The sequence below is a fragment of the Intestinimonas sp. HCP28S3_D6 genome (genome assembly GCF_052065695.1).
Lineage (GTDB): Bacteria > Bacillota > Clostridia > Oscillospirales > Oscillospiraceae > Intestinimonas.
Map to the genome: position 1 here is coordinate 42,749 of NZ_JBQHTM010000008.1, position 26,487 is coordinate 69,235.

Annotated in this window: 22 protein-coding genes; 18 read left to right on the forward strand and 4 right to left on the reverse strand. The window is 63.9% G+C overall.

Annotated features, from left to right (window positions below; all coding sequences use genetic code 11):
• Window positions 1–16: 16 nt before the first annotated feature.
• Complete coding sequence (locus ACTNBK_RS04495; protein ID WP_441143989.1) at window positions 17–1,276, forward strand: competence/damage-inducible protein A; 1,260 nt, start codon at window positions 17–19, stop codon at window positions 1,274–1,276.
• Between the two features lie 68 nt (window positions 1,277–1,344).
• Here ACTNBK_RS04495 and ACTNBK_RS04500 read toward each other — a convergent pair whose 3' ends face one another.
• The gene (locus ACTNBK_RS04500; protein WP_441143991.1) at window positions 1,345–2,979 is read right to left on the reverse strand and encodes a class I adenylate-forming enzyme family protein; all 1,635 of its coding nucleotides are present in this window, start codon (window positions 2,977–2,979) and stop codon (window positions 1,345–1,347) included.
• A 223-nt stretch (window positions 2,980–3,202) separates the two neighbouring features.
• Here ACTNBK_RS04500 and ACTNBK_RS04505 point away from each other — a divergent pair, with 223 nt between their 5' ends.
• The 5 genes from ACTNBK_RS04505 (at window position 3,203) to ACTNBK_RS04525 (ending at window position 7,755) form a co-directional block, all read left to right on the forward strand.
• A complete protein-coding gene (locus tag ACTNBK_RS04505) occupies window positions 3,203–3,556 on the forward strand; it encodes a YerC/YecD family TrpR-related protein (RefSeq protein ID WP_227603064.1) in 354 nt (117 codons plus the stop codon).
• Entirely contained in the window at window positions 3,553–5,295 is a 1,743-nt protein-coding gene (iorA, locus tag ACTNBK_RS04510) for an indolepyruvate ferredoxin oxidoreductase subunit alpha (protein ID WP_441143993.1), read from the forward strand. The genes ACTNBK_RS04505 and iorA overlap by 4 nt, the downstream gene beginning before the upstream one ends.
• A gap of 3 nt (window positions 5,296–5,298) precedes the next feature.
• Window positions 5,299–5,871, forward strand: a complete 573-nt coding sequence (locus ACTNBK_RS04515) for an indolepyruvate oxidoreductase subunit beta (RefSeq protein WP_441143995.1) — start codon at window positions 5,299–5,301, stop codon at window positions 5,869–5,871.
• A gap of 133 nt (window positions 5,872–6,004) precedes the next feature.
• Window positions 6,005–7,306, forward strand: coding sequence for a phenylacetate--CoA ligase family protein (locus ACTNBK_RS04520; protein ID WP_441143997.1), 1,302 nt, complete (start codon window positions 6,005–6,007; stop codon window positions 7,304–7,306).
• A 14-nt stretch (window positions 7,307–7,320) separates the two neighbouring features.
• Window positions 7,321–7,755 (forward strand): ACT domain-containing protein, encoded by a 435-nt coding sequence (locus tag ACTNBK_RS04525; RefSeq protein WP_441143999.1) that lies wholly within the window; start codon window positions 7,321–7,323, stop codon window positions 7,753–7,755.
• 68 nt (window positions 7,756–7,823) lie between these two features.
• Here ACTNBK_RS04525 and ACTNBK_RS04530 read toward each other — a convergent pair whose 3' ends face one another.
• Entirely contained in the window at window positions 7,824–8,546 is a 723-nt protein-coding gene (locus ACTNBK_RS04530) for a YczE/YyaS/YitT family protein (RefSeq protein WP_441144001.1), read from the reverse strand.
• Between the two features lie 299 nt (window positions 8,547–8,845).
• Here ACTNBK_RS04530 and ACTNBK_RS04535 point away from each other — a divergent pair, with 299 nt between their 5' ends.
• The 6 genes from ACTNBK_RS04535 (at window position 8,846) to ACTNBK_RS04560 (ending at window position 14,821) form a co-directional block, all read left to right on the forward strand.
• Window positions 8,846–9,463 (forward strand): TetR/AcrR family transcriptional regulator, encoded by a 618-nt coding sequence (locus ACTNBK_RS04535; protein ID WP_441144002.1) that lies wholly within the window; start codon window positions 8,846–8,848, stop codon window positions 9,461–9,463.
• Window positions 9,464–9,810: 347 nt separating this feature from the next.
• On the forward strand, window positions 9,811–11,040 hold the full coding sequence (locus ACTNBK_RS04540; RefSeq protein WP_441144004.1) for an ABC transporter substrate-binding protein: 1,230 nt from the start codon (window positions 9,811–9,813) through the stop codon (window positions 11,038–11,040).
• A gap of 165 nt (window positions 11,041–11,205) precedes the next feature.
• Window positions 11,206–12,114: a branched-chain amino acid ABC transporter permease gene (locus ACTNBK_RS04545; RefSeq protein ID WP_441144006.1), complete on the forward strand. Its 909-nt coding sequence runs from the start codon at window positions 11,206–11,208 to the stop codon at window positions 12,112–12,114.
• A 14-nt stretch (window positions 12,115–12,128) separates the two neighbouring features.
• Complete coding sequence (locus ACTNBK_RS04550) at window positions 12,129–13,298, forward strand: branched-chain amino acid ABC transporter permease (RefSeq protein ID WP_441144008.1); 1,170 nt, start codon at window positions 12,129–12,131, stop codon at window positions 13,296–13,298.
• On the forward strand, window positions 13,291–14,139 hold the full coding sequence (locus tag ACTNBK_RS04555) for an ABC transporter ATP-binding protein (RefSeq protein WP_441144010.1): 849 nt from the start codon (window positions 13,291–13,293) through the stop codon (window positions 14,137–14,139). The genes ACTNBK_RS04550 and ACTNBK_RS04555 overlap by 8 nt, the downstream gene beginning before the upstream one ends.
• Window positions 14,126–14,821 (forward strand): ABC transporter ATP-binding protein, encoded by a 696-nt coding sequence (locus ACTNBK_RS04560; protein ID WP_441144012.1) that lies wholly within the window; start codon window positions 14,126–14,128, stop codon window positions 14,819–14,821. Before ACTNBK_RS04555 ends, ACTNBK_RS04560 begins: the two co-directional genes overlap by 14 nt.
• 53 nt (window positions 14,822–14,874) lie before the next feature.
• Here ACTNBK_RS04560 and ACTNBK_RS04565 read toward each other — a convergent pair whose 3' ends face one another.
• On the reverse strand, window positions 14,875–15,369 hold the full coding sequence (locus ACTNBK_RS04565) for a phosphatase PAP2 family protein (RefSeq protein WP_441144014.1): 495 nt from the start codon (window positions 15,367–15,369) through the stop codon (window positions 14,875–14,877).
• A 138-nt stretch (window positions 15,370–15,507) separates the two neighbouring features.
• On the opposite strand from ACTNBK_RS04565, the gene metF reads away from it, so the two are divergent.
• The 4 genes from metF (at window position 15,508) to ACTNBK_RS04585 (ending at window position 21,928) form a co-directional block, all read left to right on the forward strand.
• Complete coding sequence (gene metF / locus ACTNBK_RS04570; RefSeq protein WP_441144016.1) at window positions 15,508–16,392, forward strand: methylenetetrahydrofolate reductase [NAD(P)H]; 885 nt, start codon at window positions 15,508–15,510, stop codon at window positions 16,390–16,392.
• Entirely contained in the window at window positions 16,385–17,032 is a 648-nt protein-coding gene (locus ACTNBK_RS04575) for a Vitamin B12 dependent methionine synthase activation subunit (protein ID WP_441144018.1), read from the forward strand. The genes metF and ACTNBK_RS04575 overlap by 8 nt, the downstream gene beginning before the upstream one ends.
• A 36-nt stretch (window positions 17,033–17,068) precedes the next feature.
• Window positions 17,069–19,450, forward strand: coding sequence for a homocysteine S-methyltransferase family protein (locus ACTNBK_RS04580; protein WP_441144020.1), 2,382 nt, complete (start codon window positions 17,069–17,071; stop codon window positions 19,448–19,450).
• Between the two features lie 132 nt (window positions 19,451–19,582).
• Complete coding sequence (locus tag ACTNBK_RS04585) at window positions 19,583–21,928, forward strand: S-layer homology domain-containing protein (RefSeq protein ID WP_441144022.1); 2,346 nt, start codon at window positions 19,583–19,585, stop codon at window positions 21,926–21,928.
• Window positions 21,929–22,043: 115 nt separating this feature from the next.
• On the opposite strand, the gene pta is transcribed toward ACTNBK_RS04585, so the two are convergent.
• Window positions 22,044–23,018 carry a phosphate acetyltransferase gene (pta, locus tag ACTNBK_RS04590; protein WP_441144024.1) on the reverse strand — a complete coding sequence of 325 codons (975 nt, stop codon included), beginning with the start codon at window positions 23,016–23,018 and terminating at the stop codon, window positions 22,044–22,046.
• A gap of 170 nt (window positions 23,019–23,188) precedes the next feature.
• Here pta and ACTNBK_RS04595 point away from each other — a divergent pair, with 170 nt between their 5' ends.
• Window positions 23,189–23,896, forward strand: a complete 708-nt coding sequence (locus ACTNBK_RS04595; protein WP_441144026.1) for a helix-turn-helix domain-containing protein — start codon at window positions 23,189–23,191, stop codon at window positions 23,894–23,896.
• Window positions 23,897–24,297: 401 nt separating this feature from the next.
• Window positions 24,298–26,106 (forward strand): translation elongation factor 4, encoded by a 1,809-nt coding sequence (gene lepA / locus ACTNBK_RS04600; protein ID WP_441144028.1) that lies wholly within the window; start codon window positions 24,298–24,300, stop codon window positions 26,104–26,106.
• Window positions 26,107–26,487 lie beyond the last annotated feature (381 nt).

Consider the following 26,487-nt stretch of genomic DNA (forward strand, 5'->3'; position numbering starts at 1 on the left):
AAAGAGGCTTTATATTATGTCCTACACTGCCGAGCTCATCGCCGTTGGAACGGAATTATTGCTGGGCAACATCGCCAACACCGACGCCCAGATGATCTCCCAGGGCCTGTCCGCCATGGGCATCAACGTCTACTACCACACCGTGGTGGGGGATAACCCCGACCGGCTTCGCGCCGCCGTGGACATCGCCAAGGGCCGGGCCGACATCATCATCACCACCGGCGGCCTGGGGCCCACCTGCGACGACCTCACCAAACAGACCCTGGCCGCCGCCTTCGGACTGCCCCTGGTCTTTCACCAGCCCTCCGCCGACCGCATCGCCGACTACTTCCGCCGGCTCCACCCCGACCGGCCCATGACGGAGAACAACCTCCAGCAGGCCATGCTCCCCCAGGGCTGCACCGTCTTTGACAACGACTGGGGCACCGCCCCCGGCTGCGCCTTTGAAGCCGGCGGCGTCCGGGTGCTCATGCTCCCCGGTCCTCCCCGGGAGTGCCGGGCCATGTTCGAGCACCGGGCTCTCCCCTACCTCCAGTCTCTCTCCGACGGGGTCATCCTCTCCCGCACCCTGAAGCTCTTCGGCATCGGCGAGTCGGCCATGGAGGCCCGGCTCCGGGAGCGCATGAACGCCATGACCAACCCCACCCTGGCCCCCTATGCCAAGGAGGGGGAGTGCGAGCTGCGCATCACCGCCCACGCCCCCAACAAGGAGGCCGCTCACGCCCTCATCGCCCCGGTGGAGGCCGACATCCGGGCCCTCTTCGGCCCCCTGGTCTACGGCGCCGACGTGAAGAACCTGGAGTCCGCCGTCCTCCAGCTCCTGAAGGACAAGGGCCTCACCTTCGGCACCGCCGAGAGCTGCACCGGCGGCCTCATCGCCAAGCGCATCACCGACCTGCCCGGCGCCTCCTCCGTCCTCATGGGCGGCGTGGTGAGCTACACCGACGCCGTCAAGCACAATGTGCTGGGGGTGCCCCAGGACCTGCTGGACCGGTACGGCGCCGTCTCCGCCCAGGTGGCCCAGGCCATGGCCCAGGGGGCCCGGCGGGTGCTGGGCTGCGACCTGGCCGTCTCCACCACCGGAGTGGCCGGCCCCGACCGCGACGACCGGGGCAACCCGGTGGGGCTGGTCTATGTGGCCCTGGCGGGGTCCGACTTCTGCTACGTGAAGGAGCTCCGCCTGGGGGCCTCCGGCCGGGCGGGCATCCGCAATCGCTCCGCCCACCACGCCTTCGACCTGGTCCGCCGCTACCTCACCGGTCTCCCCCTGGAATAACAGAAAAGACAGAAGGTCCCGAAACAGCACGCTGTTTCGGGACCTTTTTGTGATTGATTCGGCCGGCCTCAGCTGGTGCTCTGGGCCTCCACCAGGCGGGTGGAGCAGTACTGCTCCCGCAGCTTGGGCTTTTCGATCTTGCCGGTGGCGTTGCGGGGGACGGGGGCGAAGATGATCTTCCGGGGGCGCTTATACCGGGGCAGCTCGTTGCAGAAGCGGTTGATCTCCTCCTCGGTGCAGGTCTCCCCCTCCTTGACCTGGATGATGGCGGCGGCGATCTCACCCAGCCGCCGGTCGGGCAGGCCGATGACGGCCACGTCGTGGACCTTGGGGTGGGCGGAGAGGAAGTCCTCGATCTGCACCGGGTAGAGATTCTCGCCGCCGGAGATGATGACGTCCTTTTTCCGGTCCACCAGATAGTAGAAGCCCTCCTCGTCCTGGCGGGCCATGTCGCCGGTGTGGAGCCAGCCGTCGTGGAGGACCTCGGCGGTGGCCTTGGGGTCGTGGTAGTAGCACACCATGACGCCGGGCCCCTTCACGCACAGTTCACCCACCTGACCCTGCTCCACCTGGTTGCCGTTCTCGTCCACAATCTTGGCCTGCCAGCCGTAACCGGGGACGCCGATGGCCCCCACCTTTTCGATGTTGTCCAATCCCAGGTGGACACAGCCCGGGCCGGTGGACTCGGAGAGGCCGTAGTTGGTGTCGTACTTGTGGTTGGGGAAGTAGCGCATCCAGTGCTTGATGAGGCTGGGGGGCACCGGCTGGGCGCCGATGTGCATGAGCCGCCACTGGCTGAGCCGGTAATTGGGCAGCTGGAGGACTCCCCGGTCCAGGGCGGCCAGGATGTCCTGGCACCAGGGCACCAGCAGCCACACGATGGTGCACCCCTCCTGGGAGATGGCGTGGAAGATGGCCTCCGGGGAGTTGCCCTTCAGGAGGACGGCCTTGCCGCCGGTGAAGAGGGAGCCGAACCAGTGCATCTTGGCACCGGTGTGGTAGAGGGGCGGGATGCACAAAAAGACGTCCTCATGGGTGGTCTTGTGGTGGATGGCCTCCATGCGGGCGGCCTGGAGGAGGGCGCTGTGCCGCAGGAGGATGGCCTTGGGGAAGCCGGTGGTGCCGGAGGAGTAGTAGATGGCGCCCTCGTCCTCGTCGTCGATGAGGACCTTGGGGGCCACGCTGGAGCAGTTGGCCGCCGCCCGGTGGTAGTCCTCGGCGAAGGAGGGGCAGCTGTCCCCCACGAAGAAGAGGAGCCGCTCCCGGCCCAGGTCGTCGGCGATGTCCTCCACCCGGCCGATGAACTCGGGGCCGAAGAAGAGCACGTCGGCGTCAGCCAGCTTGACGCAGTAGTCGATCTCCTCCGCCGTGTAGCGGAAGTTCAGGGGGACGGCCACCGCCCCCGTCTTTAAAATACCGAAATAGATGGGCAGCCATTCCAGGCAGTTCATCAGGAGGATGGCCACTTTCTGGCCCTTCCGGATGCCCCGGCCTAGGAGCAGATTGGCCACCCGGTTGGCCTTTTCGTCAAAGACCGACCAGGTGATCTCCCGGCGGTAGGGGGCGGAGGAGGTGGGCTGGATGAGGGCGTACTCCTTCCAGGTCACCCGCTGCTTCTCGTGGACCTCGGGGTTGATCTCCACCAGGGCGATCTCATCACCATAGAGCTTGCTGTTGCGCTCCAGCAGATCGGTAATGGGCATACCGGCTCGTTCCTTTCCGCGGCGGGTGGACCCGCCGGTTATTTTTTCCTTTAAACCGCTAAAGTATCATAGCCGATTTCCCACGCTCTGTCAAGTCAACCAAATAAATTTTAAAAATGGCGAATTTTTTGTTTACTGTCACGCTTTAATGTGTTAACATTGAAGCAGTATACCCAGCCGGCGGGAGCCGGTCCATTTTTTGATCGTCCGGAAGGAGCATATTATGGCAAAGACAGAGCGCAAGGAGCGCAGTCTGGCGCTGTACGAGACCATTGCGAAGCTGAAAGATGCGGAGGAGTGCTGCCGCTTTTTTGAGGACCTGTGTACACCGGTGGAGCTGCGGTCCATGGAGCAGCGCTTCGATGTGGCGGTCTATCTCCAGCAGGGGCTGGTGTACCTGGACATCCTGGAGCGGACGGGGGCCAGCAGCGCCACCATCAGCCGGGTGCGGCGGGCCATGCTGGACAACGGAGCGGGAGGCGTCATGCGTGACGTGATCCTACGGAGCGGTCTGGACAAGCGGGAGATCCCGCCGGTCTCCCAAGAAACGCAGGAAAGCAAGGTGGAAGTGGAATGAAGCAACTGATGTTGGGCAACGCCGCCGTTGCCCGGGGGCTCTATGAGGCTGGTTGTTCCCTGATTTCCAGCTATCCAGGCACCCCCAGTACCGAGATCACCGAGGAGGCCGTCCAGTACGACGAGATCTACTGTGAGTGGGCTCCCAACGAGAAGGTAGCCATGGAGGCCGCCTTCGGCGCCTCCCTGGCGGGCAAGCGTTCCTTCTGCGGCATGAAGCACGTGGGCCTCAACGTGGCCGCCGACCCCCTCTACACCATGTCCTACACCGGCGTCAACGCCGGTGTCGTCATCGGCGTGGCCGACGACGCCGGGATGCACTCCTCCCAGAACGAGCAGGACTCCCGGCACCACGCCATCGCCGCCAAGCTCCCCATGCTGGAGCCCTCCGACTCCGCCGAGGCCCTCCAGTTTACCAAGCTGGCCTACGAGCTCTCCGAGGAGTTTGACACCCCGGTGCTGCTGAAGATGTGCACCCGGGTCTCCCACTCCCAGGCCCTGGTGGAGACCGGCGACCGGGTGGAGCCCCCCGCCAAGCCCTATGTGAAGAACATCGCCAAGTACGTCATGATGCCGGGCAACGCCAAGCAGCGCCACCCCGTGGTGGAGGAGCGCACCCGGAAGCTCATCGCCTGGGCGGAAACCGCCCCGGTGAACCGGGTGGAAATGGGAGGCACCGCCCTGGGCATCATCACCGCCTCCACCTCCTATCAGTACGTCAAGGAGGTCTTTGGGGACTCCGTCTCCGTCCTCAAGCTGGGTATGACCAACCCCCTGCCGGTGGAGCTCATCAAAAACTTCGCCGCCAAGGTGGACCGTCTGGCCGTGGTGGAGGAGCTGGACCCCATCATTGAGGACCACTGTCGCAAGCTGGGTCTGGAGGTCCTGGGCAAGGACGTCCTCCCCATGATCGACGAGTTCTCCCAGAACCTGGTGGCCGCCGCCCTGGGCGGAGAGGTACATACGGGCAAGGCCCTCGTCGAGGCCGTCCCCGGCCGTCCCCCCGTCATGTGCGCTGGCTGTCCCCACCGGGGCCTCTTCTACACCCTCAACAAAAATAAGTGCACCGTCCTGGGCGACATCGGCTGCTATACCCTGGGCGCCGTGGCCCCTCTGGCGGCCATGGAGATGACGCTGTGCATGGGTGCCTCCGTGTCGGCCATCCACGGCTTCAACAAGGCACTGGGCGGCGAGAGCGAGGGCAAGACGGTGGCCGTCATCGGCGACTCCACCTTCATGCACTCGGGCATGACCGGTCTTGCCAACATCGCCTACAACCAGTCCAACTCCACCGTCATCATCCTGGACAACTCCATCACCGGTATGACCGGCCACCAGCAGAACCCCACCACCGGCTACAACATCAAGGGCGACCCGGCGGGCAAGATTGACCTGGAGTCCCTGTGCCGGTCCATGGGCTTCACCCGGGTCCGGGTGGTGGACCCCTACGACCTGAAGGCCTGCGACCAGGCCGTGAAGGAGGAACTCTCCGCGGCGGAGCCCTCGGTCATCATCTCCCGCCGGCCCTGCGCCCTCCTCAAGTACGTCAAGCACAAGCCCCCCCTGGCGGTGAACAAGGACAAGTGCATCGGCTGCAAGTCCTGCATGAAGATCGGCTGTCCCGCCATCTCCATCAAGGAGGGCAAGGCCTGGGTGGACAACACCCTGTGCGTGGGCTGCGGCGTGTGCGAGCAGCTGTGCCCCGTGGGTGCCTTCGAGAGCACCGGGAAGGAGGGTTGAGCCATGGAAACCAAGAATATTATGATCGTGGGCGTGGGCGGCCAGGGCTCCCTGCTGGCCAGCAAGCTGCTGGGCCACCTCCTCATGGAGCAGGGCTATGACGTGAAGGTCTCCGAGGTCCACGGCATGAGCCAGCGGGGCGGCAGTGTGGTGACCTACGTCCGCTACGGCGACAAGGTCTACTCCCCCGTCATCGACAAGGGCGAGGCCCACTGCATCGTCTCCTTCGAGCTGCTGGAGGCGGCCCGGTGGCTGGAGTACCTGCGGCCCGACGGCCAGATCGTCACCTCCACCCAGCAGATCGACCCCATGCCGGTCATCACCGGCGCGGCGGAGTACCCCACGGACCTGGTGGCCAAGATGCAGGCCGCCGGGGCCAAGGTGGACGCCCTGGACTGCCTGGCTCTGGCCGAGGAGGCCGGCAGCAGCAAGGCGGTGAACCTGGTCCTCATGGGCCGGCTGTCCCACTACTTCGACTTCCCTGAGGAGGCCTGGCAGGAGGCCATCAACGCCTGCGTGCCGGCAAAATTCCTGGAGCTGAACAGGAAGGCCTTCGCCCTGGGCCAGAAGGCGTAACCTCCGCTCCGCTTTCTTGAAAGAAAGCTTGGCAAAGAACTTTATTTGATATGTCGATACCGGGTCCCCCTTGCTCCGCCTTTTCGCGGGAGGGGGGCAGGGATATTTCAGAAACCAGAGAGGGATGATACCCATGGAACGCTATTATCAGCCTGAGATCGAGTGCGCCTCCCGGGAACAGATCCTGGCCTGGCAGAACGAGCGACTGGTCAAGCAGGTCCAGCACGTGTGGGACAGTGTCCCCTACTACCGCAAGAAGATGGAGGCCAAGGGCCTCACCCCCGCCGACATCAAGGGCGTGGACGACCTTCACAAGCTGCCCTTCCTCTCCAAGGCCGACCTGCGGGAGGCCTACCCCTACGGCCTGGTGGGCATGCCCCTGAAGGACTGCGTGCGCATCCAGTCCACCTCGGGCACCACCGGCAAGCGGGTGGTGGCCTTCTACACCCAGCACGACATCGACCTGTGGGAGGACTGCTGCGCCCGGGCCATCGTGGCCGCCGGCGGCACCAACGAGGACGTGTGTCAGGTGTCCTACGGCTACGGCCTCTTCACCGGCGGCCCCGGCCTCAACGGCGGCAGCCACAAAGTGGGCTGCCTCACCATCCCCACCTCCTCCGGCAACACCGAGCGGCAGATCATGTTCATCCGTGACCTGAACGCCACCATCCTCTGCTGCACCCCCTCCTACGCCGCCTACATCGGCGAGACCATGAAGGACATGGGCCTCACCCCCGACCAGATCCCCCTGAAGGCGGGCATCTTCGGCGCCGAGGCCTGGAGCGAGGAGATGCGCCAGGACATCCAGAACACCCTGGGCATCAAGGCCTACGACATCTACGGTCTCACCGAGCTCTCCGGCCCGGGCGTCTCCTTCGAGTGCTCCGCTCAGAGCGGCATGCACATCAACGAGGACCACTTTATCGCCGAGATCATCGACCCCGACACCGGCGAGGTGCTGCCCGAGGGCACCCAGGGCGAGTTGGTCTTTACCTCCATTACCAAGGAGGCCTTCCCCCTGCTGCGCTACCGCACCCGGGACATCTGCACCCTCACCCGTGAGAAGTGCCCCTGCGGCCGCACCCATGTGAAGATGGTCAAGCCCAAGGGCCGCACCGACGACATGCTCATCATCCGTGGCGTCAACGTCTTCCCGTCCCAGATCGAGACGGTGCTCCTCAACCACGGCTATCCCGCCAACTACCAGATCATCGTGGACCGGGTCAAGTCCACCGACACCCTGGACGTCCACGTGGAGATGACCCCCGAGATGTTCACCGACAACCTGGGCGAGGTCTCCCGCCGGCAGGCCGAGCTGGTGGAGGGCCTGCGCTCCATGCTGGGTCTGGCAGCCAAGGTTACCCTGGTGGCCCCCAAGTCCATCGTCCGCAGCGAAGGCAAGGCCGTCCGGGTCATTGACCGCCGCAAGATCTGAGGGGAGGAACGACCATGAGTTTGAAGCAGATCTCCGTATTTCTGGAAAACAAGCCCGGCACCCTCCACACCATGACCACCGCTCTGGCCCAGAACGGGGTGGACATGCGGGCGCTGTCCCTGGCCGAGACCAAGGACTTCGGCATCGTGCGGCTCATCGTGGACAACGTCTACAACGCCACCACCGTGCTCAAGGACGCCGGTTTTATCCACAGCCTGACCCCGGTGCTGGGTGTGATGATCCCCGACGAGCCCGGCGGACTCAACCAGGTCCTTCAGGTCCTCAACGAGGCCGCCGTCAACGTGGAGTACATGTACGCCTTCCTGGGCGGCGCCGACGCTGACCACGCCTACATGATCTTCCGGGTCCAGGACGGGGAGGCGGCCACCGCCGCCCTCACCTCCCACGGTATCCGCCTGGTGGACCAGGACGAGGTGGCCGGACTGTAACGGCCACCTCACGGAACAACAAACGTCCCCTCCGGCTCAATGTGCCGGAGGGGACGTTTATTTGGGATTCAGCTGTCCACATTCATGCCTTCCAGCTCCTCCAGCTCCCGTACCTCCTCCGGCTCGGGGCCAACGGCGCCGAAGCACAGCCGCTGCACCACGGGCTGGAGGGGCTTTTTGAAGAGCCCCATGACCTTGCCCACCACAATGGCGGTAATGACGGTGCCCTCGCGGATGCCAAAGAGACCATGAAGGAGGACGACGGAGAGCAGGATACCCAGGACGACCGTGCTGCAGTCCACCACGATCTTGACGTTGTGGAAGGGTCTGCCCACCTTTTTGGCGATGGCCATAGTGAGCCCCTCCATGGGCATGGCCACCAGGTCCACCTCCATGTAGAGGAATACGCCAAAGGCCACCGTGATGATGCTGATGACCAGCATCACCAGCTGTCCAGCATAGGTGGGCAGGGTGAAGTCGGCCAGCAGCCACTTGGTAAAGTCGGTGAAGTAGCCGAAAATGGTGGAAAAAATGATCTGGGTCAGGTTGATGAGGCGGAACTCCCGCCGGAGAATGAGAATCTGCAATACAATGTAGATGCCGTATACCACAATGACACAGGTCCCCAAAGCCGTATTGGTAATAAGGCTGATCACATAGGGCAGGGAGGTCACCGGAGAGACGCCCAGATCGGAGTTGACTGCGAAGGCCACGCCCAGGGCCATAAAGAAAAGGCCGACGATGTAGAGTATGACACGGGTCGCCCACTGGGCGGGGGTGCTTTTTTTCATAGACAAAATTCCTTCCTTTCCTGGCCTGTCCGCCGCTGTTCAGCGGCGCTGAACGTGACCGCAGCCCCGCGGCCGCTCCGTTCAAACGGCAAATATGTTCAGTGAACTTGTTCATATATAGTCTAACACTGGCTGGAAAAAGCGTCAATAGCCTCCAGGCGCCGATTCCATATTCGACGGACCCGAAACGCCCCGCCGGTATGACACGGACACGGGAGGAACGTCGCGCGCTTGCATAGGCGATACTTTTCCTGTATAATCCGTGGTACAAAAAACCGATCCGTATCGAGGTGGAGGACATGGAAACCGAGAACAAAAGCAGGCGGCAGCTCCAGGCGGAGCAGACCAAGGACAAGCTCTTCCATGCAGCGGTGGAACTTCTGACGGAAAAGGACTTCGATGACATCACCATCCGGGACATCGTGGCCCGGGCCAAGGTGTCCATCGGTACCTTTTATAATTATTACTCCAGTAAAATGGAGGTCTTTTATGAGACCTACCGCATCGCCGACCACTACTTTGCCGAGACGGTGGCGCCTTTGCTCATCCAGGGGTCAGCGCTGGAGCGGATCATGGCATTTTTCGACTACTACGCCCACTACTCCAGCGATCTCACGGACCTGCGGATGACCAAGCTGCTCTACAACCCGGACAACACCCTCTTCAGCCGGGACCCCCATCAGGGCATGGTGGGGGTGCTCATCGGGATCATCCGGCAGGGTCTGGACGACGGTACACTGGCCGGCAGCGACAGCGCCGAGGAGATCGCCGAGTACCTGATGATCTCCGTCCGGGGCCTGGTCTACAACTGGTGCACCCGCGACGGCTCCTACGATCTGCCTGCCGTCATGCGGAGATTTGTCCACCGCCTGTTGGCCTACTATCGCTCCGCCGCCGGCGGACACACCGAACCATAAATCAAGATAGGAGGACGCCTGGAAGATGGATTCTTCCGGGCGTCCTCCGTTTTTCGCCCGAGACTTGTCTCCTCGCGCCTCTTTGATTTGTCGACATTTGTCTGTGCATGAAATACATTTTATTTCATTTTGTCGCTGTATGCAGGATTGTATTGCTTCTCCTGCTGTTTTTCCCAAAAAATTCGGACAAATCTGGGGTAGCGCAAAAATATTTGATCTTTATTCGGAAAGCGGCTTGCATTTTCTCTGACACATTGCTATAATAAAGCAACGGCTGTGGACAATCGTTCTCTATGTGTAGACAGTTTGTCTCATCCGACAGAACGGACAAGGAGGAACCAGCAACAATGAAAAAGTTTCTTGCATTCGCGCTTTCCTGCTCCCTGGCCCTGACGGCCCTGGCCGGCTGCTCCAGCACGCCGCCCTCCAGCGCCGCCCCCGAGACCGGCAGCCCCGACGCCTCCGCCCCCGCCGCCCAGAGCGGCGACAAGGTGGTCCGCATCGGCGTCTTTGAGCCCTCCACCGGCGACTCCGCCTCCGGCGGCAAGAAGGAAATGCTGGGCATGCAGTACGCCAACACCGAGACCCCCACCGTGGAAGTGGGCGGCGAGACCTACACCGTGGAGCTGGTCTACGCCGACAACGGCTCCACCACCGACAAGGCCCCCACCGCCGCCTCCCAGCTGGTCAGCGAGGGCGTGGCCCTGGTGCTGGGCTCCTACGGCTCCGGCGTGTCCATTGCCGGCGGCCCCATCTTCGGCGACGCGGGCATCCCCGCCATCGGCGTCACCTGCACCAACCCCAACGTCACCGCCGGCAACGACTACTACTTCCGCATCTGCTTCCTGGACCCCTTCCAGGGCACCGTCCTGGCCAACTTCGCCAAGGATAAGTTCAGCGCCACCACCGCCTACTGCCTGGGCGAGGCGGGCAACGAGTACGACCAGGGTCTGATCGCCTACTTTGAGCAGGCCTTTACCGCCGCCGGCGGCACCGTCATCAAGGACTCCTTCCCCACCAACAACTCCGACTTCAACTCCTACCTGAACAAGGCCAAGGACCAGGGCGCCGACGTCATCTTCACCCCCGTGTCCATCGCCTACGCCACCCAGATCATCACCCAGGCCGCCGACCTGGGCATCGAGGCCCCCTTCCTGGGCTCCGACACGCTGGACGACAACATGGTCCTGGAGGCCGCCAAGGGCACTAACGTGCAGCTCTACGTCTCCACCTTCTATCAGGAGGGCGGCAATCCCGACTTCGACGCCGGCATCAAGAATTACATCAACACCGCCGACGGCGCTCTGGAGGCCAACGGCGGCAACGACACCATCGCGGCCGTGTCCGCCATGGGCTATGACGCCTACTATGTGGCCCTGGAGGCCATCAAGGCCGCCGGCAGCGTGGAGCCCGCCGACATCAAGGCGGCTCTGTGGGACGTGACCTATGACGGCGTGTCCGGCCACATCGAGTTCGACGACACCAACGGCGACGCCGTCCGCGACACCGCCTACATCAAGCACTCCACCAACGACGGCGCCTGGGAGCTGGAGGGCGTCCAGACCGTGGCGCAGTAAGAATATCCGTCTCTGAACCACAGGCAGCGTGTGCGCTTGGCGGGGACCTCCGGGTTCCCGCCAAGCCTCATATTTCTGACCTCGTCGGGCTGCCTCGAAAGGGGCCGTGACCACGCTCTTTTCGAGACAGCCTGGCATCAAATCTGGCATAGGGGAGGACATCCCATGGAATTTTTCATCTCCACCCTGCTGTTCGGCATTTCGGTAGGGGGGCAGTATGCCCTCATCGCCATCGGCTACACCATGGTCTACGGCATCCTGCGCCTCATCAACTTCGCCCACGGCGATGTGTTCATGGTGGCCGGCCTCATGGGTATTTATCTGACTTCGTCTCTGGGGGCCTACCTGTCCCCCACCACCACCATCCTGGTCAGCCTGATCCTGGTGCTGGTGCTGACGGTGCTGCTGGGCTTCCTCATTGAGCGGGTGGCCTACAAGCCCCTGCGCACCGCCCCCCGCATGAGCGTCATGATCTCGGCCATCGGCGTGAGCTACCTGCTCCAGAACACCGCCACCTACGTCACCGGCGGCCAGCCCATGACCTATCCCGCCATCCCCTTCCTGTCCGACACCATCACCGTGGCGGGCACTCCCATCAAGTGGGTGGTCATCCTCACCCCCTTCCTGGTGGTGATCCTGGTGGTGGCCCTCACCCAGCTCATCAACCACACCAAGGTGGGCATGGCCATGCGGGCGGTGGCCAAGGACTTCGAGACCAGCCAGCTCATGGGCATCAAGATCAACTCCGTCATCTCCATCACCTTTGTCATCGGCTCGGCCCTGGCGGCCCTGGGCTCCATGCTCTACTTCACCACCTATCAGGCCGTCACCCCCACCGCCGGCGCCATGCCCGGCCTGAAGGCCTTCGTGGCCGCCGTCTTCGGCGGCATCGGCTCCATCCCCGGCGCGGTCATCGGCGCCTTCCTCATCGGCATCTGCGAAAACTTTGTGAAGGTCCTGCCCTTCGAGGGGGCCACCACCTTTGTGGACGCCTTCACCTTCGCGCTGCTGATCATCGTGCTGGTCTTCAAGCCCACCGGCCTCTTCGGTGAGAAGGCCACCGATAAAGTGTAAAGGAGGCGCCTTACATGATCCAAACAAAGAAAAACAAGACAGGCGCGTTTCTGGGCCTGGTGGCCGCCGCGGTGGTGCTGGCCCTGGTGGTGGTGCTGGAGAACACCCTCCCCTCCACCAGCCAGCTCTTCATCGTGCTCAAAAAGGGCGCGGTGTACTCCCTGGTGGCCGTCTCCATGAACCTCCTCAACGGCTTCACCGGCCTCTTCTCCCTGGGCCAGGCCGGCTTCATGCTCCTGGGCGCCTACACCTACGCCATCCTCACCGTCCCCGTGGCCCAGAAGGACACGGTGTACTACCTCTACGGCGGCTCGGCCCTGAACTTCTCCCTGCCCGACCTCTTCGGCGGGGTGGACACCCCCCAGGGCCTCATTCTGGGCGTGGCCCTGGCCATCATTCTGGCCGGCTGCGTGGCCGCCTTCTTCGCCTGGCTCATCGGCCTGCCCGTGCTGCGGCTCAAGAGCGACTACCTGGCCATCGCCACCCTGGGCTTTGCCGAGATCATCCGGGCCATCTTCCAGTGGCAGGCCCTGGGCCCGGTGACCAACGGCGCCAACATGATTACCCAGATCCCCACCTTCACCAGCTTCAACATCAAGAACGCCGACGGTGAGGTGATCCTGCGCCTGTCCGCCTTCGTGCCCTTCCTGGTGGCCATTCTGTGCATTGCCGTCATCGTCATGCTCATCAACTCCTCCTACGGCCGGGCCTTCAAGGCCATCCGGGAGGACGAGATTGCCGCCGAGGCCATGGGCATCAACCTGGCCAAGCACAAGATGCTCTCCTTCTGCATCTCCTCCTTCTTCGCCGGGGTGGGGGGCGCCCTCTTCGCCATGTACGCCTCCAACGCCCAGGCCAAGGTCTACACCTCCACCATGACCTATGAGATCCTCCTCATCGTGGTCATCGGCGGCATCGGCTCCGTGTCCGGCTCCTGCATCGCCACCTTCCTCTACGTGGCGGCCAGCGAGTGGTGGCTCCGTTTCCTGGACTCTGAGATGTGGATCTTCGGCGTCAAGGTCCCCTTCCTCCGCACCGGCTTCCGGATGGTGGTCTTCTCCATCATCATTATGATCGTGGTCCTCTTCTTCCGCCGTGGCCTCATGGGCGACAAGGAGCTGCCCGACCTCTTCCGGCCGAGGCCGAAAAAGACCGCCCGAAAGGCTGGTGAGCACAATGGCTGAGAATATCCTGCGCCTGGAGGACGTCACCATGCAGTTCGGCGGCGTGGTGGCCGTCAACAACCTGTCCCTGGAGGTGAACCGGGGGGAGATCGTGGCCCTCATCGGCCCCAATGGCGCCGGCAAAACCACCGCCTTCAACTGCGTGACCGGCGTCTATGAGCCCACCAACGGCCGGGTGAGCCTGGCCGGAGAGGTCATCGTGGAGAACCACCCCCAGGGCAAGATGAAAGCCATGTACCAGGGGGAAAACAACGGCAAGTACACCGGCGTGGTCCGCCTCACCCCCGACCAGATCACCCGGAAGGGCATCGCCCGCACCTTTCAGAACATCCGCCTTTTCGGAGCCCTCACCGTTTTTGAAAACGTGCTGGTGGCCAAGCACATGCGGGCCAAGCAGAACTTCCTCACCGCCACCTTCCGCCTCAACCGGGCGGAGGAGAAGCGGATGCGGGAGGAGTCCATGGCCCTCCTGGAGGAGCAGGGCCTAGCCCACCTGAAGGACGAGGTGGCCTCTTCCCTGCCCTACGGCCTCCAGCGCCGGCTGGAGATCGCCCGGGCCCTGGCCACCGACCCCAAGCTCCTCCTCCTGGACGAGCCCGCCGCCGGCATGAACCCCCAGGAGACCCAGGAGCTCACCGACTTCATCCGGCAGATCCGCACGGAGTACAACCTCTCCGTCTTTATGATCGAGCACCACATGGATCTGGTCATGCAGATCTCCGACCGGATCTACGTCCTGGACTTCGGCCGGCTCATCAGCCAGGGCACCCCGGAGGTCGTGCAGAACGACCAGCGGGTCATCGACGCTTATTTGGGGGTGGCAGACGATGCTGAGGATTGACGACCTGCGGGTCAACTACGGCGGCATTGAGGCCGTGAAGGGGATCACCTTCGAGGTGCCGGAGGGGGAGATCGTCACCCTCATCGGGGCCAACGGCGCCGGCAAGTCCACCACCCTCCGGGCCATCGCCGGACTAGTGAAGCCGGCCTCGGGACGCATCCACCTCCAGGCTGAGGACATCACCGGCCTCTCCCCCGACCGCATCGTGTCCAAGGGCATCACCCTGGTGCCTGAGGGGCGACACGTCTTCCCCGACCTCACGGTGCTGGAGAACCTGAAGATCGGCGCCTACCTGCGCACCGACAATCTGGAGGACGACATCAAATGGGTCTACGACCTCTTTCCCCGGCTCAAGGAGCGGTCCTGGCAGGCGGCGGGCACCCTCTCCGGCGGCGAACAGCAGATGCTGGCCGTGGGGCGGGCCCTCATGTCCCGGCCCAAGATCATGATGATGGATGAGCCCTCCCTGGGCCTGGCCCCGCTGGTGGTCAAGGGCATCTTTGAGATCATCAAGGAGATCAACCGCCAGGGCGTCACCATCCTGCTCATCGAGCAGAACGCCAACATGGCCCTCCACACGGCGGACACCGCCTATGTGCTGGAGACCGGGCGGCTCACCATGAGCGGCACCGGCAAGGAGCTCCTCAACGACGAGGCCGTCAAGAAGGCCTATCTGGGCTGAGCATAACAAAAGGGAGGACCGCAAAACGGTCCTCCCTTTTGTTATACCTGCACTCACAGGAGATAAAAGCCCACCCAACCGCAGGCCACGCCCAGGAGGGCGCCGGCCACCACGTCCCGGGGGAAGTGGATGCCGGCCACCACCCGGGTGACGGCCAGCAGCACCCCCACCACGCACAGAAGCCAGCCCACCGGCGGGCAGACCCAGCCCCAGGTCATGGCGATGACAAAGACGGAAAAGACGTGGCGGCTGGGGAAGGACTCCCCCTTCTTGTCCCGGGGGATGATGGGGACGATGTCCAGGGCCTCATAGGGCCGAGGGCGGTTGAGCCCCCGGCGGACCACGCTCAGGGACACAAAAGATACCGCTGGCACCAGCACCAGCCTGAGGAGCCGGGGGTCCTTTGTCACCAGGGCCCAGAGGAGCAGGGCGGGATAGAGGAGATAACAGCTCAGGGTGAGGACCCGGTTGAAGGCCTTCAGCCCCTTCACGGCGCCGGGCCGCCCCCGGAAGGGCCGGCTGATGGCCTCGTATTGTTCTTTGGTCATGGGTATACCTCCAGGTATCATGTTTTTTCATCATAGCTTCTCACGTCCCGAATTGCAAGCCCGGATACAAGTTTTCGTTGCGCCGCTTGCTTTACCGTGGTAAAATATCCCCCAGTTAACAACAAGGAGCAGACCGATATGAAACTTTCTCAACTTCTCACCCAGGGGCGGGTCACCGTCTCCTGTGAACTCTTTCCCCCCAAGACCGGCGCTGCCCTGGCCAAGGTGGAGGACGTCCTCCGGGACACCGCCGCCCTGGCCCCCGACTTCATCAGCGTCACCTACGGCGCGGGCGGCTCCACCTCCAAGCGCACTCTGGAGCTGGCCGCCCGGCTCCAGGACGTCTACCGGGTCCCCGCCCTGGCCCACCTCACCTGCGTCTCCTCCACCCGGGACCAGGTGGCCGACATGGTGGAGCGGCTCCAGGCCGCCGGCATCGAGAACATCCTGGCCCTCCGGGGCGACATCCCCCAGGACACCTCCTTCCCCTCCCCCGAGCACTACCACTACGCCAACGAGCTCATCTCCCACATCCGCTCCCTGCCCGGCGGGACGGACCTGTGCATCGGCGCCGCCTGCTACCCCGAGGGCCACGTGGAGTGCCCCCACTTCTACACCGACCTGGACAATCTGAAGCGGAAGGTGGACGCCGGCGCCGACTTCCTCACCACCCAGATGTTCTTCGATAACGACGTGCTCTACCGCTTCCTCTTCCGGGCCCTGGACAAGGGCATCACCGTGCCCATCGTGGCCGGCATCATGCCCGTCATCACCGTCCAGCAGATCCGCCGGTCCTGCGAGCTCTCCGGCACCGTCATGCCCCCCCGGCTCCAGGGCATTGCCGACCGCTTCGGCGACGACCCCGCCGCCATGCGCCAGGCCGGCATCGCCTACGCCACGGAGCAGATCCTGGACCTCATCGCCCACGGCGTGGAGCACATCCACATTTACACCATGAACAAGCCGGAGGTGGCCGCCAAGATCATGGACAACCTCTCCTGCATCCTCCGTCCCCATGGCTGAGATCGACTGGAAGGAGGCCCGCCGGTACCTGGGGCTCCACCGGCCCGGCGGGACCATCGATGAACAGCTGGAGGAATCCCTCCACTCCTGCGGCACGGAGCTGGAGGCCACCGCCCGACCCAGGGCGGTGTGGCGGCGCTTTCCCGCCGCGGTGGAGGACGGGACGGTGACCTGCGCCGGCATGGTCATCCCCAGCGCCTACCTGGCCCGGCACCTCAAGAACTGCGGGGAGGTGTATCTCTTCGCCGCCACCCTCGGGGCGGAGACCGACCGGCTCCTCCGCCGCTCGGCCGTCACCCAGGTGAGCCGGGCCGTCATCCTCCAGGCCTGCGCCGCCTCGCTGCTGGAGGCCTACTGCGACGAGTGCTGCGACGGTCTGGCCCGTGAAGTGGCCCCGGAGGGGCTCTTCCTCCGCCCCCGGTTCAGCCCCGGCTACGGCGACTTTCCCATCGACTTCCAGCGGCCCCTGCTGGAGGCCCTGGAGGCCTCCAAGCGCATCGGCCTCACCGCCACCGAGACCATGATGCTCACCCCCACCAAGTCGGTCACCGCCGTGGTGGGGCTCTCCCCCACCCCCTGGTGCCCCCCCACCGGCTGCGCGGCCTGCGGCAAGACCGACTGCGCCTTCCGGAAGGGCTGAGCACCCATACCATTTCATAGATAAAGGAGTCCACCCATGAACATCAGAGAAGAACTCTCCCGCCGGGTGCTCATTTTCGACGGCGGCATGGGCACAATGCTCCAGGCCGCCGGCCTCCCCGCCGGCTATGAGCCGGAGCTGTGGAACCTGGAGCGGCCCGACGCCGTCCGGGCCGTCCACGCCCAGTACCTCTCCGCCGGAGCCGACATCGTCACCACCAACACCTTCGGCGCCAACGCCGTCAAGCTCGCCGGCCACCCGGTGGAGGAGATCGTCACCGCCGCCGTGACCCTGGCCCGGGAGGCTGTGGCGGAGCACGGCAGGGGCTTTGTGGCGCTGGATCTGGGTCCCACCGGCCGTCTGCTGCGGCCCATGGGGGACCTGCCCTTTGAGGAGGCGGTGGCCGCCTACGCCCCCGCCGTCCGGGCGGGAGCCGCCGCCGGGGCCGACCTGGTGCTCATCGAGACCATGAGCGACCTCTACGAGGCCAAGGCCGCCGTGCTGGCCGCCAAGGAGAACTGCGATCTGCCCATCTTCGTCTCGGTGGTGCTGGACCAGACCGGGCGGATGCTCACCGGCGGCGATCTCTCCTCCGCCGTGGCCCTGCTGGAGGGCCTGGGGGTGGACGCCATGGGCCTCAACTGCGGCCTGGGCCCCGAGCAGATGGCCACCCTCTTCCCGGAGCTGCTCCGTCTCACCTCCCTCCCCGTGCTCATCCAGCCCAACGCCGGTCTCCCCGAGTGCGTGGACGGCTGCACCCACTTCCGGGTGGGGCCTGAGGACTTCGCCGCCGCCATGGCGGAGCTGGTCAAGGCCGGTCTGCGGGTGGCGGGAGGCTGCTGCGGCACCACTCCCGAGCACATCCGTGCTCTCTCGGCAGTCTGCCGGGATCTGCCCGCCCTGCCCGTCACCCCCAAGCACCGGACCTGGGTATCCTCCTACGCCCGCACTGTGGTCTTTGGGGAGAAGCCCGTGCTCATCGGAGAGCGCATCAACCCCACCGGCAAGCCTCGTCTCAAGGAGGCCCTCCGGTCGGGGGACATGGACTACGTCCTCCGGCTGGCCATCGAGCAGCAGGAGAAGGGCGCCCAGGTGCTGGATGTGAACGTGGGCCTGCCCGAGGTGGATGAGCCCACCCTCCTGCCCCGGACGGTGGAGGAGCTCCAGGCCGTCACCGACCTCCCCCTCCAGATCGACACCAACCATCCCGGCGCCATGGCCGCCGCCATGCGGTGCTACAACGGCCGCCCCCTGGTGAACTCGGTGAGCGGCAAGGCCGAGAGCATGGCCGCCGTCTTTCCCCTCCTGAAACGATACGGCGGCACCGCCATCGCCCTCACCCTGGACGAGAACGGCATCCCTGCCACCGCCGGGGAGCGGGTGGCCATCGCCCAAAAGATCATTGACACCGCCGCCAGCTATGGCATCCCCAAAGAGGACCTGATCTTCGACCCCCTGGCCCTCACCATCAGCGCCGACCAGAGCGCCGCCGCCGTCACATTGGAGACGGTGGACCACATCACCCGGGAGCTGGGCTGCCGCACCAGCCTGGGCGTTTCCAACGTGTCCTTCGGCCTGCCCCGGCGGGAGGCGGTCAATTCCGCCTTCTTCCTGCTGGCCCTGGAGCACGGCCTGTCTGCCGCCATTCTGAACCCCAACTCCGCCCCCATGACCGACGCCCTCCGGGCCTACTGCGCCCTGAAGGGCCTGGACCCCAACTGCCAGGACTACATCGCCGCCATGGCCGGGGAGACCGCCCCCACCCCCGCTCCTGCCGTCCCTGCCGCCGGCATGGACCTGGGCACCGCCGTGGAGCGGGGCCTCAAGGAGAGCGCCGTGGCCGCCGCCAAGTCGGGCCTGGACGGGGGCAAGGCCCCCATGGAGCTCATCGACGACGGCCTCATCCCCGCCCTGGACCGGGTGGGGGCCGCCTTCGAGACGGGCAAGCTCTACCTCCCCCAGCTCCTCATGAGCGCCGAGGCGGCCAAGGCCGTCTTTGAGCTTCTCCGGGGGGCCATGACCCGTGAGGGGGAGCGCCCCGCCGCCAAAGCCAAGGTGGTCCTCTCCACCGTGAAGGGGGACGTCCACGACATCGGCAAGAACATCGTCAAAGTGCTGCTGGAGAACTACGGCTACCAGGTGGTGGACCTGGGGAAGGACGTCTCCCCCCAGGCCGTGACCGAGGCCGTGGTCCGGGAGCACGCCGCCTTCTGCGGCCTCTCCGCCCTCATGACCACCACCGTGGGCGCCATGGAGGAGACCATCGCCCTCCTCCGGCAGGAGGCTCCCTGGTGCAAGGTCATGGTGGGGGGTGCCGTGCTCACCGAGGACTATGCCCGGCGGATGGGGGCCGACTTCTACGGAAAAGACGCCATGAGCGACGTGCGCTACGCCGACGGCGTCACCGAAGCTGGCTGATCTGCCCTGTGGGTTTTTGTGGAAATCGACATACTTCCAGTTGCTTTTTTCCCCCGCGGACGGTATACTGAAAGATACAAGCTTATGTCGACCGCACCGGCCGACCACCAAACGTCCATGGAGGTGTTCCGCATGAAAGTGAAACGACTGCTCTCCAGCCTGCTGGCGCTGGCCATGGTCCTGACCGCGACCGTTCTGCCCGCGTCTGCCGCCACCACCTTTCCCGATATTCAGGCCCACTGGGCCAAGAGCTACATAGAGGCCATGACGGCCGCCGGGATGTTCAAAGGCTATGAAGACGGCAACTTCAAGCCGGAGAACCAGCTCACCACCGCTGAGGCCCTGGCGCTGTGCGCCCGGACCGTGGGGCTGGACTCCAGCACCACTACGGATATCTCCGTGAACTACTTCCCCACACTCAAGACCCTGCTCAACAACGAGCAGAGCTGGTTCTATCAGGAGTTCTCCATCTGTCTGGCCACCGGCATCCTCACCAGCTCTGACCTGAAGAGCCTCTACCAGACCGGTGCCCTCACCAAGCCCATTGAGAAGGAGGACCTGGCCATTTACCTGGTCCGGGCCATGCAGCTGGGCCCCATGGCCGACCGGCTCACCTCCTATCCCCTGACCTTTGACGACGCCTCCTCCATCGCCGCCGACGCCAAGCCCTCGGTCTACCTGCTCCACGTCTACGGCATCGTGGAAGGCGACGAGTTCAACGACTTCAGCCCCAAGCTCAACGTCACCCGGGCCGTCATGGCCACCATGCTCACCCGTGCCATCGCCTACATGCAGGCCCACGGCACCTCCCCTGACCTGCCCGAGTACACCGACTATGCCTTCCGACAGGGCGTTATCTCCTCGGCCATCGAGACCAACGGCGTCATCCAGCTCTCCCTGAGCAGCGATCTCACCGGCGCCGCCATCGGTACCGTCACCCTGCCCGCCAATGTCACCATCTATGAGAACAACATGGAGACCACCTCCTCCGCCCTGAAGAGCGGCCGCCACGCCCGGGTCTGCCTGGACAGCACCGGCACCCCCTTCGCCGTCCGGGTCAGCAGTGAGCTGGAGGTCTTTACCGCCACCGTCAACGGCATCGACGGCAAGAATGTGGCCGTCACCGCCGACGGCACTGGCCGTATCCTCACCATGGACCGCTTTACCCAGGTCCAGGTGGGCAGTAAGACCACCGGAGATTCCTCCATCGTGGACGCCGGCGCCAACTATACCACCGCCGTGTGCAAGCTGGACGACCAGGGCCGGCTGGTGGCCATTCAGTTCACCGGCGGCACCTCCACCGTGGAGGGCATCCTCTCCAGCTACACCAGAACATCCACCAGCGCCACCTCCGCCACCGTCCAGCTCATCGGCTTCGACGGCGTCACCCGGACCTATACCATCCCCTCCGGCGCCACCACCACTGTGGACGGCCTTGTGGACTCCCTGAGCAGCACCCTCAAGGACAGCTACGTGATCCTCCGCCTGCTGGACGAGGACAACACCGTCCAGTCCGTCTCGGTGGACACCAAGTCCAACTATGTCCAGGGCGTCATCCAGTCGGTGGACTCCTCCGACGAGACCATCACCATTACCCGGCTTTCCAACGACCGTAGGGCCACCTATGACGTCACCTCCGCCGCCGTCATCACCTATGACGGGGAGACCACCCGGCTCCGTGACCTGGACAAGAACGACTTTGTCACCATCCTTCTCAACGAGAGCGATGACGCCACCATGATCCAGGCTTACCCCAGCTCCACCACCACCGTGGGCACCATCAGTGAGCGGACCTTCGGCTCCGGTACCGACACCACTATCACCTTCGTGGTCACCCAGAAGGACGGCACCATGGTGAGCTTCAAGGTGGACCTGTCCGATCCCCCGGTCGTGGAGCGGGATGACGAGGATTCCGCCGTGGATAAGCTCCGGGTGGGCGACGAGGTGGAGTTTACCGTGCGCTACGGCGAGGTGAGCCGCATCGAGGCCACCACCCAGAACGTCAACCTCACCGGTACTGTGGAGCGCATCATTCAGGAGAAGAGCGGCTACACGCTGGAGATGACCCTCTCCGACGGCACGAAGGCCTCCTACACCGTGGACAACTCCGTCTCCGTGACCCAGAACAACAAGGAGATGGCCCTCTCCTCCCTGAAGCCCGGCTATAAGCTGGGTCTGGCCGTCAACGGCAACCAGGTGGTGTCCATCGAGATCCAGCAGGCCGTTAACTCCGGCAATAAGGTCTCGGGCACCATCCTCTATGTAGACTACGCCGAGAACATCATCTACCTCCGGGCCGCCACCGACGCCGGCGGCGAGGAGATGGTCACCGTGTCTGTCCCCTCCACCGCCGTCATCCTCAGCGCCTCCACCGGCAAGTCCCTGATCCTCCGGGATCTGGACACCGGCAGCGTCATCGAGGTCAACGGCGCTTACAGCGGCACCATCTTCCAGGCCACCGTCATTCTCCGGCAGTGACATAATATCTGGCCCGGGCTTCCGTCATGGGGGCCCGGGCCTTTTTCACGGCGGCACAAAAAAGCCCGCCCCGGAACAGCTCCGGGGCGGGCTTTTTATCTGTTTGGGAAACTGCTTACTTCAGGCCGGCGGTGATGATGGCCATGTTGTAGACCTCCTCGGCGTCGCAGCCGCGGGAGAGGTCGTTGATGGGAGCGTTCAGGCCCTGGAGGATGGGGCCGTAAGCGGCAAAGCCGCCCAGACGCTGGGCGATCTTGTAGCCGATGTTGCCGGACTGGATCTCGGGGAAGATAAAGACGTTGGCCTGACCGGCGACGGGAGAGCCCTTGCACTTGGTCTGGGCCACCACGGGGGAGAAGGCGGCGTCAAACTGGAGCTCGCCGTCGATGGCCAGGTCGGGAGCGGCGGCCTGGGCCAGCTTCAGGGCCTCCACCACCTTGTCCACCTTCTCGCCCTTGCCGGAGCCCTTGGTGGAGTAGCTCAGCATGGCCACCTTAGGATCGATGCCAAAGATCTTAGCGGTGTGGGCGCACTCGATGGCGCACTCAGCCATCTCCTCGGCGGAGGGCTCGATGTTGATGGCGCAGTCGCCCATGACGTACTTCTCCTCGCTGCCGTCGGCCCGCTCGCGGACCAGGACGAAGCAGGAGGACACGCTCTTGTTGCCGGGCTTGGTCTTGACCAGCTGCAGGGCGGGACGGACGGTGTCGGCGGTGGAGTAGGTGGCGCCGCCCAGCAGGCAGTCGGCCACGCCCAGCTTCACCAGCATGGTGCCGAAGTAGTTGCCCTTCAGGAGGGCGGCCTTGCACTCTTCAGGGCTCATCTTGCCCTTGCGCAGCTCCACCATCTTCTCCACCAGCTCGTCCATCCGGCGGTAGTTGGCGGGGTCCACGATGCGGATGTCGGTGATGTCAAAACCACCCTTGGCAGCGGCGGCCTGGACCTCCTCAGGGTTACCCACCAGCAGGGGCTCCAGGATGCCCTCCTTCTTCAGCCGGGAAGCGGCCTCCAGGATACGGGGATCGGGGCCCTCGGTAAAGACCAGGGTGGTAGGATTCTTTTTCAGCTTTTCAACCAGATTCTCAAACATATTTACACGCCTCCATGTGTGTATTCGTAGTTTCTCCGGTAAGCTACATTATACATCAAGCCTTTCTCCATCACAATGCCCAAATTGTCCAGAATCTGAAACTTTACGCTTTACTTTTTGTATTTTGCAAACTATACTATACATACTGTTTTTTGCGAGGTGTGACGAATATGAGTTCGGATTTTTCCCGTTCCCTGACTCTGCTGCGGAAGGAAAAGGGTATTTCCCAGCGCTCGGTGGCCAAGGATTTGGGGATCTCCCAGGCCCTGCTGAGCCACTATGAAAATGGCATCCGTGAACCCGGTCTCGCCTTTGTGGTGAAGGCCTGTGATTACTACGGGGTTTCCGCCGACTTTCTCCTGGGCCGGACCCTCAGCCGGGACGGCACCACCATCGTGGACGCCGAGAGCCTCTTTGATTACAGCGCCGAGAAGGACAACGTCCTCCGGGGCAGCATCATGGCCACTCTGTCCAAGAAGCTGCTGGTCAACTCCATCGGCGTGCTTTTCGATCTTCTGGGCAAGTCGGGCAGCAAGGAGGCCATCAAGGCCTGCTCGGACTACCTGAGCACCGCCGTCTACAAGATGTTCCGCCACCTCTACCGGGCCGACGGCAACAACAACGAGGACTTCTTCACCATTCCCGCCCGGCGCTTCGTCACGGGCCTTGCAAATGCCGACATGACCTGTGCCGAGGTGGAGTATGTGGACGCCCTGGCCAGCCAGGTCAAGGAATCGGGCAGTCTGCCTCCCATCAACCATGACGTGCTCACCCAGACCTACCCCGGCGCCTACCAGTCCCTCCTTCAGATCATCCACAACACCGGCGAGCGTATCGGCCGCCGGGTGGCCGCCTACGAAGCCGGAAACAGCAAGTAACCACCCCTATCGGAGGTTTCATTCCCCATTCAGCGGTTTTCTATTCCCCCTATCGGAGGTTTTATTGGGGACCCCATATTTTTGATTTCATTCACGGCGCTCCGCGCCGCCCCATCTCCGATGGGGCACAGTGGACTTGCCGTCTGGAGGTTTCTGCCTATGACTGACCAATCCAAGATCCGCAACTTTTCCATCATTGCCCACATCGACCGCGTCGTCGCAAAGTCCGCTCCTTCGGTCTCCGCCTGACGGCGAAGCCCTCAGCCACTTCCTTGCTCCTCCTTCCCCCAGACGCCGTCCCGGCGTCCGGGGACCCCATATTTTTGATTTCATTCACGGCGCTCTGCGCCGCCCCATCTCCGATGGGGCCCCGTGGACTTGCCGTCTGGAGGTTTCTGCCTATGACTGACCAATCCAAGATCCGCAACTTTTCCATCATTGCCCACATCGACCACGGCAAGTCCACCCTGTCCGACCGGCTCATCGAGCTGTGCGGGGCGGTGTCCCAGCGGGAGATGGAGTCCCAGCTTCTGGACAACATGGACCTGGAGCGGGAGCGGGGCATCACCATCAAGGCCCGTGCGGTAAAGCTCAACTACAAGGCCGACGACGGCAATACCTACGAGCTCAACCTCATCGACACCCCGGGCCACGTGGACTTCAACTACGAGGTGAGCCGCTCCCTGGCCGCCTGCGAGGGCGCCATCCTGGTGGTGGACGCCGCCCAGGGCATCGAGGCCCAGACCCTGGCCAACACCTACCTGGCGGTGGAGCACGACCTGGAGATCCTCCCCGTCATCAACAAGATCGACCTGCCCGCCGCCGATCCCAAGCGGGTGAAGGAGGAGATCGAGAACGTCATCGGCATCCCCGCCCAGGACGCCCCCGAGATCTCCGCCAAGGTGGGCATCAACATCCCCGCCGTGCTGGAGGACATCGTCAAGAACGTCCCCGCCCCCAAGGGCGACCCCGCCGCCCCCCTCCAGGCCCTCATCTTTGACAGCCAGTACGACCCCTACCGGGGCGTCATCGTCTACTTCCGCGTCATGGAGGGCACCCTGAAAAACGGCATGAACGTGAAGATGATGGCCTCCGGCGCCAGCTACCAGGTGCTGGAGTGCGGCCACCTTCTCCCCATCGGCATGGAGCCCTGTCAGGAGCTCATCGCCGGCGAGGTGGGCTACTTCACCGCCTCCATCAAGGACGTGAAGGACACCCGGGTGGGCGACACCGTCACCGGCACCGACGCCCCCGCCGCCGAGCCCCTCCCCGGCTACCGCCCCGCCCGGGCCATGGTCTACTGTGGCATCTACACCGAGGATGGCTCCAAGTACCCCGACCTGCGGGACGCTTTGGAGAAGCTCCAGCTCAACGACGCCTCCCTCTCCTTCGAGCCCGAGTCCTCCGTGGCCCTGGGCTTCGGCTTCCGGTGCGGCTTTTTGGGCATGCTCCACATGGAGATCATCCAGGAGCGGCTGGAGCGGGAGTTCAACCTGGACCTCATCACCACCCTCCCCTCGGTCATCTACGAGATCACCAAGACCGACGGCACCGTGGTCAAGGTGGACAACCCCCACAACTACCCCGACCCCGCCGTCATCGCCGAGGCCCGGGAGCCCTACGCCAAGGTGACCATCCTCACCCCGCCGGAGTACGTGGGCAACATCATGCCCATGTGCCAGGAGCGCCGGGCGGAGTTCAAGGACATGCAGTACCTGGACACCAACCTGGTGGAGCTCCACTACTCCATGCCCCTCAACGAAATCATCTACGACTTCTTCGACACCCTGAAGGCCCGCACCAAGGGCTACGCCTCCCTGGACTACGAGCTGGACCGCTACGAGGTCAGCGACCTGGTGAAGGTGGATCTGCTGCTCAACGGCGACCAGGTGGACGCCCTCTCCTTCATCGCCCATCGGGACAAGGCCTATGGCCGGGCCCGTCGGCTGTGCGAGAAGCTCAAGGAGAACATCCCCCGTCAGCTCTTTGAGATCCCCGTCCAGGCGGCCATCGGCGGCAAGATCATCGCCCGGGAGACAGTGAAGGCCATGCGGAAGGACGTGCTGGCCAAGTGCTACGGCGGCGATATCACCCGGAAGAAGAAGCTGCTGGAGAAGCAGAAAGAGGGCAAGAAAAAGATGCGGAGCTTGGGTTCTGTTCAGCTTCCCACCGAGGCATTCATGGCCGTCCTCAAGCTGGACGAGGAGTAACCTGCCGGCGTAGGGGCGGCCTGTGGCCGCCCGCCACCCCGGCACCACGCTGTCTGTGGGACGCGGCTTCCCAGACGCGCCCCCGGTATCACGTCGCAAAGGTGGAGTAGGGGCGGATATCATCCACCCGCCAAACGACATCTCGGCCCATTGCCTTTCTGTTACGTGAAAGGACGGGAGAGACGGTTCAAAACCCGTTTCTTTTTCCCTGCTGGAAAAAGAACGGTTTTTGGAATCCAAAGAAAAAGGGGCTCCCGAGCGGGTTGAGTGGCTCCAAATAGGAATCCGGCGGCCCGGCTTTACGCCCCCATAGAGGTCCAGCCCCGTCTACGGTAGACTACCTCGGCGGAACAGGGAAAACTTGTGGTTCTATCCCACATT